Genomic DNA, 11,696 nt, shown 5'->3' on the forward strand with positions numbered 1-11,696 from the left:
GCGGGGTGGAGCAGTCTGGCAGCTCGTCGGGCTCATAACCCGAAGGTCGCAGGTTCAAATCCTGCCCCCGCTACCAACTTCATATCGGCGCCAACCGGTTTGATGAATGAGGGAAGGCTTGCATGTTTTGAAGCATTCACTTATGATTCCGCTTCTGATGCGGGGTGGAGCAGTCTGGCAGCTCGTCGGGCTCATAACCCGAAGGTCGCAGGTTCAAATCCTGCCCCCGCTACCAAGTAAAGAATGCGCCTTCGAAGTCCTGCTTCGAAGGCGTTTTTCTTTGGGGTGGTCCACATTTTGTAGCGTCGAGCCATGCTCGACTGTCCTTCCCGCATCGGGTCATGCCCCGTGGCGGGGGAAGGGGTTCCGGGGCCGCCAAGCCTTGCACCAGCGCGGTGCAGCCGCTATCATCAGCGGCCTAGCAGTACCCCTGAAGGCGGCCTCCCAGCGGGAGTCCGGACCCGGAAGGAGGGCCGCAACCGGCAGGCACTGCAGGTTGCAACCGGAATCCAGTCACCGGAGTCTTTCCGGAAAAGGGGCCCAGCGGGCCCTTTGTCGTTTCCGGGGCGTCATGTTTCCACGCTGGCCAAGGCCGGCACCCAACCATAGAGATCAAGGCAGGCTGTGAGCGACAAGGCAACCGACATCGCGAATCTGCTCGCCCCGACCGTTGTGTCGCTGGGCCTGGAGCTGCTGGGCGTTGAGTATCTGCCGGCCCCCGGCGGTGCGACCCTGCGCCTTTACATCGACGTGCCGCTGGCTGAACAGCCCGAGCGCATCATCAATGTCGACGACTGCGAACGCGTCAGCCGTGAAGTGTCGGCACAGATGGACGTCGAAGACCCGATCAGCGGCAACTACACGCTGGAAGTGTCTTCGCCGGGCGTGGACCGTCCGCTGTTCAACCTGGAGCAGTTCGGCCGTCACCTTGGCGAAATGGCCAAGGTCACCCTGAAGCTGCCGCAGGATAATCGTCGTCGCCTGCAGGGTCGCATCGAAGCAACCGACGAGGCCGCGGACACCATCACCTTCGTTGTCGACAAGACCGAAGTGATCGTGTCGGCCGACAACATCGACAAGGCGCGGATCATGCCCGACTGGGTGGCGCTGGGGCTGGCCCCGAGCAAGCCGACCGGTCCGGCACCGAAGCGTCCGAAGCCGAACAAGAATTCTTCTTCCAACGAGCCGGCGGCAAAGAAGCCGCGCGCGGAGTGAGCCAATGAGCAAGGAACTGTTGCTGGTAGTCGACGCAGTCGCCAACGAGAAGGGCGTGCCGCGTGAAGTGATCTTCGATGCCATCGAGGCCGCCCTGGCCTCGGCAGCGAAGAAGCGCTATCCCGACGAGGAAGTGCTGACCCGCGTGGTCATCGACCACAAGGATGGCAGCTACGAAACCTACCGCCGCTGGGAAGTGGTGGCCGATGACGTGGTGATGGAATCGCCGGATCGCCAGATCCGCCTGATGGACGCCGTCGACGAAGCCGAAGGCGTGGACGTCGGCGACTACATCGAAGAGCAGATCGAGAACCCGGACTTCGGCCGCATCGCCGCCCAGGCTGCCAAGCAGGTCATCGTCCAGCGCGTGCGCGAAGCCGAGCGCCAGCAGGTCGTGGATGCGTGGAAGGATCGCGTCGGCGAACTGATCACCGGTGTGGTCAAGCGCGCCGAGCGCGGCAACATCTATGTCGACCTCGGTGGCAACGCCGAAGGCTTCATTCCGAAGGACAAGGGCATTCCGCGCGACGTGCTGCGTGCCGGTGACCGCGTGCGCGGCTACCTGGCCGAAGTGCGCTCGGAGCCGCGTGGCCCGCAGCTGTTCATCAGCCGCGCCGCCCCGGAATTCATGATCGAGCTGTTCAAGCTGGAAGTGCCGGAAGTCGGCCAGGGCCTGGTGGAAATCAAGGCCTGTGCCCGCGATCCGGGCGACCGCGCCAAGATTGCCGTGCTCGCCCACGACCAGCGCACCGATCCGATCGGCGCCTGCATCGGCATGCGCGGTTCGCGCGTGCAGGCCGTGTCCAACGAGCTCAATGGCGAGCGCGTGGACATCGTGCTGTGGAACGACAACCCGGCCAACTTCGTCATCAACGCGATGGCGCCGGCCGAAGTGCAGTCGATCATCGTCGATGAAGACAAGCACTCGATGGACCTGGCCGTGGCTGAAGACCGCCTGGCCCAGGCGATCGGCAAGGGCGGCCAGAACGTGCGCCTGGCCAGCCGCCTGACCGGCTGGCAGCTCAACGTGATGACCCAGGACCAGGTCACCGCCAAGTCGGAGGCCGAGCAGGCTTCGGCCCGCCAGCTGTTCATGGACAAGCTGGAAGTGGACGAAGAGATCGCCGGCATCCTGGTCAGCGAAGGCTTCGGCACCGTCGAGGAAATCGCATATGTCCCGGTCGGCGAACTGCTGGCCGTGGAAGGTTTCGACGAGGACATCGTCGAAGAGCTGCGCGCTCGTGCCCGCGATGCGCTGCTCAATGAGGCCCTGGCAGTCGAAGAAGGCCTTGAAGACGGCCAGCCGGCGCAGGACCTGCTGGCCCTGAAGGGCATGGACGAAGCCACCGCGTATGCGCTGGCCGGCCACGGCGTGCGTACCAGCGAGGACCTGTCCGACCTGGCCGCCGACGAGGTCATGGACTTCGGCATCGAAGGGCTGGATCAGGCGCGCGCCGCTGCGCTGATCCTGGCCGCCCGCGCCGAAGAGATCGCCCGACTGGAACGCGGCGAATGAGCCGGCAATGAACAGGGCCCTGAGCCGCTCAGGGCGTAGAATCCGCGCCACCTCCAGATGCGGGGGGGCGCCCACAAGATCATAGGATCCGAATGTCGCAGCAAACCACCATCCGCAAGCTTGCCGAACTGGTCAACACGCCGGTCGAAAAACTGCTGGAACAGCTGGCCGGTGCCGGCATGAAGTTCAGCGGTCCCGACCAGGTCGTGACCAGCTCCGAGAAGGTGAAGCTCCTGGGCTTCCTTCGTCGTTCGCACGGCAAGCCCGAGCAGGCCCCGGAAGAGACCGATCAGTCTGCAAAGAAGATCACGCTCAACCGCCGGAAGCAGCAGGAAGTGACGGTCAATTCCGGTCGCAGCAAGACGACCGTGAATGTCGAGGTGCGCCAGAAGCGTACCTACGTCAAGGATGGTGCTCGCGCCATGACGCCGGACGAAGAGCGCGCCGACATCCTGCGCAAGCTGGAAGAGTCGCGTGCGCGCAACCTTGCCGAACAGCAGGCCCTGGCCGAGAAGGATCGTCTGCGCGACGAAGCCATCGTCCGTGCCCGTGAGGAAGAGGTTGCCGCCAAGGAGCGCGCCGAGGCCGAAAAGAAGGCTGCCGAAGAAGCTGCGGCCGCCGCCAAGGCTGCCGAGGCGCTGGCGGCCAGCAAGCCCAAGCGTGCTCCCATCGATGAAACCGCGCCGCGCCCGCCGCGCACTCCGGCCGCCGCCCCGGCTGCGCCGCGTGGTGCACCACCGCCGCCGCGCAACGATGACCGCAACAACCGCAGCGCGCCGCGCAACGAGCGTGGCCCGGGCGATCGCTTCGCCGGCCAGATGCATCTGTCGGCCGCTGACCGCGCGCGTCGTGGCAACAGCAACAACAGCAACACCCGGGGGCGTCCGGGCGGTCGCAACCAGTCCGGTGGCCGTCGCGACATGTCGCGCGGTGGCAACAATGCCGGTCCGCACGGCTTCGAGCGTCCGACCGCACCGGTCGTGCGTGAAGTGGCGATCGGCGACACGATCACCGTGGCCGACCTGGCGCAGAAGCTCGCGCTGAAGGGCGGCGAGGTGGTCAAGGCGCTGTTCAAGATGGGCGTGATGGCCACCATCACCCAGTCCATCGACCACGACACCGCCGCGCTGGTGACCGAAGAACTCGGCCACAAGGCGATCCGTGCCAACGACAACGACGCCGAAGACGCACTGCTGGCCTCGACCGGTGAAAATCAGGGCGAAGCCACCCAGCGCCCGCCGGTGGTCACCATCATGGGCCACGTCGACCACGGCAAGACCTCGCTGCTGGATTACATCCGCCGCACCAAGGTCGCCACCGGCGAAGCCGGCGGCATCACCCAGCACATCGGTGCCTACCACGTGGATACGCCGAAGGGCGTGATCAGCTTCCTGGATACCCCGGGCCATGCTGCCTTCACCTCGATGCGTGCCCGCGGCGCCAAGCTGACCGACATCGTGGTGCTGGTCGTGGCCGCCGATGACGGCGTCATGCCGCAGACCAAGGAAGCGATCCAGCACGCCCGTTCGGCGGGTGTGCCGCTGATCGTGGCGATCAACAAGATCGACAAGTCCGACGCCGACCCGATGCGGGTCAAGAACGAACTGCTGTCCGAGCAGGTCGTGGCCGAAGACTTCGGTGGTGACACCCAGATGGTGGAGATCTCGGCCAAGACCGGCCTGGGCATCGACGACCTGCTGGACGCCATCTCGATCCAGGCCGAACTGCTGGAACTGAAGGCCGTCGACGAAGGCCGCGCCTCGGGCGTGGTGATCGAATCGTCGCTGGACAAGGGCCGTGGCCCGGTCGCTACCGTGCTGGTGCAGCAGGGCCGCCTGAAGAAGGGCGACTACCTGGTGTGCGGCATCCAGTACGGCCGCGTGCGTGCGCTGTTCGACGAAACCGGCAAGCAGCCGGAGTTCGCCGGCCCGTCCATCCCGGTGCAGGTCCTGGGCCTGTCCGGCGTGCCGGAAGCCGGTGACGACTTCGTGGTGGTCGAGGACGAGCGCCTGGCCAAGGACGTTGCCCAGCAGCGTGAGACCAAGCGTCGTGAATCGCGCCTGGTCGCCACCGCCGGCAGCCGCATGGAAGACATCATGGCGACCCTGGGCAAGGGCGAGGGCCAGCAGGTCCTCAACCTGGTCATCAAGGCCGACGTGCAGGGTTCGGTGCAGGCCCTGAGCCAGGCACTGGTCGCGCTGTCCAACGAAGACATCCGCATCAACGTGATCCACTCCGGCGTGGGTGGCATCACCGAGTCGGACGCCAATTCGGCGGCCGCTTCGAAGGCCACCGTTATCGGCTTCAACGTGCGTGCGGATGCTTCGGCCCGTCGCATCATCGAATCGAACGGTGTTGACCTGCGTTACTTCTCGATCATCTATGACGTGATCGATCAGGTGAAGCAGGTGGCTTCCGGCCTGCTGGGCGTGGAGATCCGCGAGGAGATCATCGGTATCGCCGAGGTCCGCGACGTCTTCCGCAGCTCCAAGCTGGGCGCCGTTGCCGGCTCGATGGTCATCGAGGGCGTGGTCAAGCGCAACAAGCCGATCCGCGTGCTGCGCGACAGCGTTGTGATCTTCGAGGGCGAACTGGAATCGCTGCGCCGCTTCAAGGAGAACGTCGAGGAAGTCCGCAACGGTACCGAATGCGGTATCGCGGTGAAGGCCTACAACGACGTCAAGCCGGGTGACCAGATCGAGTGCTTCGAGCGTATCGAAGTGCCGCGCACCCTGTAATGCTGCAACGGACCGGCCCTCACGGGCCGGTCCGCTCCCTGGTGGGGCTCGACCTTGGTCGGGCCGCTCCTCCTGGTAGGACCCGACCCTGGTCGGGTCACATTTGAATCGAGAGCCCGACCGCGTGCCCAAGACTTTCCATCGAACCGACCGTGTCTCCGCCCAGCTGCGCCGTGAACTCGGCACCCTGGTGCACAACGCCGTGCGCGAGCACGGGTTGCCCTCGGTGAGCGTGTCCGACGTGGAAATCACCCGCGACATGGCCCATGCCAAGGTGTTCGTCACCGCGCTGATGCCGGAACGTTCGGCTGAAGCCGTGGCCGGCCTGAAGGAGCTGGGCTACCGCCTGCGCATGGACCTGGCCCGTGCCATGAAGCTGCGCCACGTGCCGGAGCTGCATTTCCACTACGACGACTCGGTCGACCGTGGTGAGCACATCGACAACATCCTGCGCGACCTGCCCGATACGCTGGCCGCGGAGAAGCGTCGCGAGAGCGACGAAGAATAAGGCAGCGCCGGGCCCGTGCCCGGCGTCTTTCCGTTCCGGCAACGCGATGCCCATGCGGGCCGCGCTGCAGCAGCCGGGCATGGCTCGGCTCTACAACATCCTGTCATGACCCGAATTCAGTTCCGCCGCCTGGATGGCATCCTGCTGCTCGACAAGTCGACCGGCATGAGCTCCAACGCCGCCCTGCAGGTGGCCCGTCGCCTGTTCCGCGCCGAAAAGGGCGGTCACACTGGCAGCCTCGACCCGCTGGCCACCGGCCTGCTGCCGCTGTGCTTCGGCGAGGCGACCAAGATCGCCGGCCTGCTGCTGGGCTCGGCCAAGGCCTACGACGCCGAGATCGTGCTTGGGCAGACCACCGATACCGACGATTCCGAAGGCCAGGTGCTGCTGCAGCGCCCGGTGCCGGCAGTCAGCGCGCAGGCCCTGCAGGCCGCGCTGGCGCCGCTGACCGGCAGCATCCTGCAGCGGGCGCCGATCTATTCGGCGCTGAAGCAGGGCGGTGAGCCGCTGTATGTGAAGGCCCGCCGTGGCGACGTCATCGAGGCGCCCGAGCGCGAGGTGCAGGTGCACGCCATCGAGGTGCTGGAGCAGCAGCCGGAACGGCTGCGCCTGCGCATCACCTGCGGCTCGGGTACCTACATCCGCAGCCTGGCCCGCGACCTCGGCGAAAGCCTGGGCTGCGGTGCCCATATCAGCGCGCTGCGCCGGCTCTGGGTCGAACCGTTCCGGGCGCCGGCGATGGTCACCCTGGACCAGCTGCGGGCGATGGTCGAGGCGGGCGACGAGGCCGCCATGGATGCGCTGCTGCTGCCCCTGGCCGCCGGCCTGGCCGAGTACCCGCGGGTCGACCTCGACGCCGACCAGGCTCACCGGTTCTGTGTCGGCCAGCGCCAGCGCGACCTGTCCTGGCCGCGCGGCCTGGTCGCCGTGTTCGGCCCGGACGATGTTGTCCAGGGCCTGGGCCAGGTCGATGACAGCGGCCTGCTGGCCCCCCAGCGCCGTTTCAACCTCTGACCGGGGCCCGCCGGTTCAGCCCCGGTCCTTGTCCCGGAAGCCCCCGGCCGTTACAATTTCGCGGCCGTTTTCCGGCAGCCTGCCTCGCGCAGGTTTCATCCTCGTAGTCCACGGCGAGCCTGGTGGTGCGCGAAGCGCGTTCCTGCCGGCCACGCATCACAGAGAAAAAAGAAAATGTCGATCGACACCCAGAAGGTCATTGAAGACAACAAGCGCAGCGCCGCCGACACCGGCTCCCCGGAAGTCCAGGTGGCCCTGCTGACCGCCCGCATCGAACTGCTGACCGGCCACTTCAAGACCCACAAGAAGGACCACCACAGCCGCCGCGGCCTGCTGCAGATGGTCAACCGCCGTCGCAGCCTGCTCGACTACCTGAAGAAGAAGGACGTCGAGCGTTACAAGGCCCTGATCGAAAAGCTTGGCCTGCGTCGCTAAGCAACGAATCCCCCGCGGCGCAGCGATGCGCCGCGGTTTTGTTTTGTAGCACCGCAATCCCCGATTCAGGCCGGAACGATCCGGCCACCCGCAGGCGGCAAGGGTCGCCGACGGTCCAAATTCGCAGACAGCATCCCCAAGGACACCCTCCGTGGCAAAAATCACCAAAACCTTCCAGTACGGCAAGCACACCGTCACGCTTGAGACCGGCGAAGTCGCCCGCCAGGCCAGCGGTGCCGTCATCGTCAAGATGGACGACACCGTACTGCTGGTCACCGCCGTCGCCGCCAAGAGCGCGCGCGAAGGCCAGGACTTCTTCCCGCTGACCGTCGATTATCAGGAAAAGTTCTACGCCGGCGGCCGTATCCCGGGTGGTTTCTTCAAGCGCGAAGGCCGTGCGACCGAGAAGGAAACCCTGATCTCGCGTCTGATCGACCGTCCGATCCGCCCGCTGTTCCCGGAAGACTACAAGAACGAAGTGCAGATCATCGCCACGGTCATGTCGCTGAACCCGGACGTGGACGGTGACATCCCGGCCCTGATCGGTGCCTCGGCTGCCCTGGCCCTGGCCGGCACCCCGTTCATGGGTCCGATCGGCGCTGCCAAGGTCGGTTACAAGAACGGCGAGTACATCCTGAACCCGACCGTCAGCGAACTGGCTGACTCGCAGCTGGAACTGGTCGTCGCCGGTACCTCCAACGCCGTGCTGATGGTCGAATCCGAAGCCGCGCTGCTGTCCGAAGAAGTGATGCTGGGCGCCGTGACCTTCGGTCACCGCGAGATGCAGAAGGTCATCAATGCGATCAACGAGCTGACCGTCGAAGCCGGCACCAAGCCGTCGACCTGGGAAGCCCCGGCCAAGAACGACGCGCTGATCTCCGCCCTGAAGGAAGCCATCGGCCCGCGCCTGGGCGAAGCCTTCCAGGTGCGCGACAAGCTGCAGCGCCGTGACGCCATCTCGGCGATCAAGAAGGACGTGGTCGAAACCCTGGCCGGCCGTGTGGCCGCCGAGGGCTGGAACCCGGCCGAGCTGTCGAAGGAATTCGGCGAGCTGGAATACCGCACCATGCGTGACTCGGTGCTGGACACCAAGGTCCGCATCGACGGCCGTGCGCTGGACACCGTCCGCCCGATCGCCGTGAAGACCGGCGTGCTGCCGCGTACCCACGGTTCCTCGCTGTTCACCCGCGGCGAAACCCAGGCCATCGTGACCATCACCCTGGGCACCGCCCGTGACGGCCAGGTCATCGACGCCGTTGCCGGTGAGTACAAGGAAAACTTCCTGTTCCACTACAACTTCCCTCCGTTCTCGGTGGGTGAGTGCGGCCGCATGATGGGCCCGAAGCGCCGCGAAATCGGCCACGGTCGCCTGGCCAAGCGCGGCGTGCTGGCTGTCATGCCGTCGTTGGAAGCCTTCCCGTACACCATCCGCGTCGTCTCGGAAATCACCGAGTCGAACGGTTCCTCGTCGATGGCCTCGGTCTGCGGCTCGTCGCTGGCCCTGATGGACGCCGGCGTGCCGGTGAAGGCGCCGGTTGCCGGTATCGCCATGGGCCTGGTCAAGGAAGGCGAGCGTTTCGTCGTCCTGTCCGACATCCTGGGTGACGAAGATCACCTGGGCGACATGGACTTCAAGGTGGCCGGTACCGCTGAGGGCATCTCCGCCCTGCAGATGGACATCAAGATCGAAGGCATCACCGAAGAGATCATGAAGCAGGCCCTGCAGCAGGCCAAGGCTGGCCGTCTGCACATCCTGGGCGAAATGGCCCACGGCCTGACCGCCCCGCGTTCGGAGCTGTCCGACTACGCGCCGCGCCTGCTGACCATCAAGATCCACCCGGACAAGATCCGCGAAGTGATCGGCAAGGGTGGTTCGACCATCCAGGCCATCACCAAGGAAACCGGCACCCAGATCGACATCCAGGATGACGGCACCATCGTCATCGCTTCGGTCAACGCCATCGCTGCCCAGGCCGCCAAGGCCCGCATCGAGCAGATCACCTCGGACGTCGAGCCGGGCCGCATCTACGAAGGCAAGGTCGCCAAGATCATGGACTTCGGTGCGTTCGTCACCATCCTGCCGGGCAAGGACGGCCTGGTCCACGTCTCGCAGATCTCCAGCGACCGCGTCGAGAAGGTCGGCGACGTGCTGAAGGAAGGCGATGTGGTCAAGGTCAAGGTGCTGGAAGTCGACAAGCAGGGCCGTATCCGCCTGTCGATGAAGGCCGTGGAAGAAGGCGACGCCGTCAGCGCCGAATAATCGGCCTCCGGTCGATTACGGTGGGTGTCAACCTTGGTTGACACGCTTCTGGAATCGCTGAAATGAAAAAGCGGGCTTCGGCCCGCTTTTTCTTTGCGTCGACGCAACGAGGAGCCGCTCATACAGGTCGCTGCATGTCCTGCTGCAGTGCATGAGCGCCGCCAGGTGGCCATTGTTCTGTCACGGTTGTGCGGATCGCGCCTGTCCACTGGACGACATGCCGCGACATCCGTACCGCAGGCACATCGGTTTGCTAACGTGGCTGCGCCTTCGAACCGGGAGATCCCATGTTGCGCCAGACCGTGGCTGTCCTTGCCGTGCTGATTGCCGGCGCCCTGCCCATCGCTGCACACGCCGCTGCGGCACCGCAGGCGCCGATCTTCGGTGCCTACTATCCTGGCGGGTCGGCCGAGCGCTATCCGGTGCCGAGCATTCCGGCCGAACGCCTGACCCACCTGTTCTATGCGTTTTCCACCATTGAAGACGGCCGCTGCACGGTCGGTGCCGAAGCGCCGGCCAACTTCGCTGCGCTGGCCGAACTGAAGAAGGCGCATCCGCACCTGCGCACGCTGATTTCCATCGGCGGCTGGGGCGCGGGCGGTTTCTCCGATGCGGCGCTGACTGAGGCCAGCCGCAAGCGCCTGGTCGATTCCTGCATGGCGCTGTTCTTCGATCGCCACGCCGGCAGCTTCGATGGCGTGGACATCGACTGGGAATTCCCGGTCAGCGGTGGGCCGAAGGAGCTGGCGCACCGCCCGCAGGATCGCGCCAACCTGACCAGGCTCGCGCAGGCGTTCCGCGTCGCACTTGACGCGCGCGGGCGCAAGCAGGGGCAACCGATGCTGCTGACCGCTGCGCTGGCCGCCGGTCGCCTGCAGACCGATGGCCCCTACGATCCGGCCGCCAGCTACGACCTGCCGGCGCTGGCCAGGGTGTTCGATTTCATCAACCTGATGAGCTACGACATGGGCACCGGTTTCTCCGCGGTGTCGACCTTCAACGCCCCGCTGCATGAAGTGCCGGCCGATCCGCTGGCACCGGAACTGCGGCGCTGGAACAACGTGGCCGGCGCGGTGCAGTACTACCGCGACCACGGCGTGCCGGCCCACAAGCTGGTGCTGGGCGTGCCGTTCTATGGCCGTGGTTTCAAGGTCACTGGCGACGCCGCCGATGGGCTGTACCAGGCCTACAGCGCACCGGCCGACGCGGGCGACTGGCGGGTGATCAAGGCGCGCTATCTCGACCAGCCCGGCTGGACGAAGCACTGGCAGCCGCAGGCGCAGAGCCCGTGGCTGTACAACCCGCAGCAGAAGATCTTCATCAGCTACGAAGACCCGCGCTCGATCGGGCTGCGCGCGCAGTTCGCCCGCGAGCAGGGCCTGGCCGGGGTGTTCATGTGGGAGCTGACCGGCGATGACGAACAGGCCAGCCTGCTCAACGCCATGCTTGGCCCGTGGCAGAAGGCCCGCATCGGCGACTGAGCCGCGCGTGGATGCCGGGCGATGCCCGGCGCGATCGGCAACGCCATCGGCCCGAGGCCGCACAGCCAGGCAACGCCCGCAGCGTTAAGCTGCGGGCATGATCCTCATCGACCGCCTCGACCATCTGGTCCTCACCGTTGCCGACATCGAGCGCAGCTGTGACTTCTATCAGCGCGTGCTTGGCATGCAGGTCGTGCGTTTCGGCGCCGGCCGCACTGCGCTGCAGTTCGGCCAGCAGAAGATCAACCTGCACCCGGCCAGTGCGCCGCTGCAGCCGCACGCCGCGCAGCCCACGCCGGGCAGTGCCGATCTGTGCCTGGTCACGGGCACGGCGACTGCCGATGTGCTGGCCCATCTGCGCGCGCAGGCTGTCGTGGTGGAAGAGGGGCCGGTGCCGCGCACAGGTGCATTGGGGCCGATCGAGTCGGTGTACTTCCGCGACCCTGACGGCAATCTGATCGAAGTCAGCCGTTACCCCAGCGGCGCGTGATCCGGATGCCGTAGAGTCGAGCTTGCTCGACTGCGTGGG

The 11,696-nt window shown here is 66.0% G+C and carries 9 protein-coding genes and 1 tRNA gene; all 10 read left to right on the top strand.

What is annotated here, in order from left to right:
- Positions 1 to 158: 158 nt before the first annotated feature.
- Positions 159 to 235 (top strand) — tRNA-Met (locus O0J73_RS08135).
- 389 nt (positions 236 to 624) lie between these two features.
- Entirely contained in the window at positions 625 to 1,215 is a 591-nt protein-coding gene (gene rimP, locus O0J73_RS08140; RefSeq protein WP_006458581.1) for a ribosome maturation factor RimP, read from the top strand.
- 4 nt (positions 1,216 to 1,219) lie between these two features.
- Complete coding sequence (gene nusA / locus O0J73_RS08145; protein ID WP_308308460.1) at positions 1,220 to 2,731, top strand: transcription termination factor NusA; 1,512 nt, start codon at positions 1,220 to 1,222, stop codon at positions 2,729 to 2,731.
- A gap of 92 nt (positions 2,732 to 2,823) precedes the next feature.
- Positions 2,824 to 5,469 (top strand): translation initiation factor IF-2, encoded by a 2,646-nt coding sequence (infB, locus tag O0J73_RS08150; protein ID WP_049458242.1) that lies wholly within the window; start codon positions 2,824 to 2,826, stop codon positions 5,467 to 5,469.
- A 124-nt stretch (positions 5,470 to 5,593) separates the two neighbouring features.
- Positions 5,594 to 5,977 carry a 30S ribosome-binding factor RbfA gene (rbfA, locus tag O0J73_RS08155; RefSeq protein WP_005410447.1) on the top strand — a complete coding sequence of 128 codons (384 nt, stop codon included), beginning with the start codon at positions 5,594 to 5,596 and terminating at the stop codon, positions 5,975 to 5,977.
- Positions 5,978 to 6,082: 105 nt separating this feature from the next.
- The gene (gene truB, locus O0J73_RS08160; protein WP_308308461.1) at positions 6,083 to 6,991 is read left to right on the top strand and encodes a tRNA pseudouridine(55) synthase TruB; all 909 of its coding nucleotides are present in this window, start codon (positions 6,083 to 6,085) and stop codon (positions 6,989 to 6,991) included.
- 174 nt (positions 6,992 to 7,165) lie between these two features.
- Positions 7,166 to 7,426 carry a 30S ribosomal protein S15 gene (gene rpsO / locus O0J73_RS08165; protein WP_005417886.1) on the top strand — a complete coding sequence of 87 codons (261 nt, stop codon included), beginning with the start codon at positions 7,166 to 7,168 and terminating at the stop codon, positions 7,424 to 7,426.
- A 151-nt stretch (positions 7,427 to 7,577) separates the two neighbouring features.
- Complete coding sequence (gene pnp / locus O0J73_RS08170; RefSeq protein WP_006458359.1) at positions 7,578 to 9,686, top strand: polyribonucleotide nucleotidyltransferase; 2,109 nt, start codon at positions 7,578 to 7,580, stop codon at positions 9,684 to 9,686.
- A 287-nt stretch (positions 9,687 to 9,973) separates the two neighbouring features.
- Positions 9,974 to 11,167, top strand: a complete 1,194-nt coding sequence (locus O0J73_RS08175; protein WP_308308462.1) for a glycoside hydrolase family 18 protein — start codon at positions 9,974 to 9,976, stop codon at positions 11,165 to 11,167.
- Positions 11,168 to 11,267: 100 nt separating this feature from the next.
- Positions 11,268 to 11,657, top strand: coding sequence for a VOC family protein (locus O0J73_RS08180; RefSeq protein WP_197586618.1), 390 nt, complete (start codon positions 11,268 to 11,270; stop codon positions 11,655 to 11,657).
- The last annotated feature ends 39 nt before the right edge of the window (positions 11,658 to 11,696 follow it).

The organism is Stenotrophomonas sp. Sm6012, assembly GCF_030985895.1.
GTDB lineage: Bacteria > Pseudomonadota > Gammaproteobacteria > Xanthomonadales > Xanthomonadaceae > Stenotrophomonas > Stenotrophomonas forensis.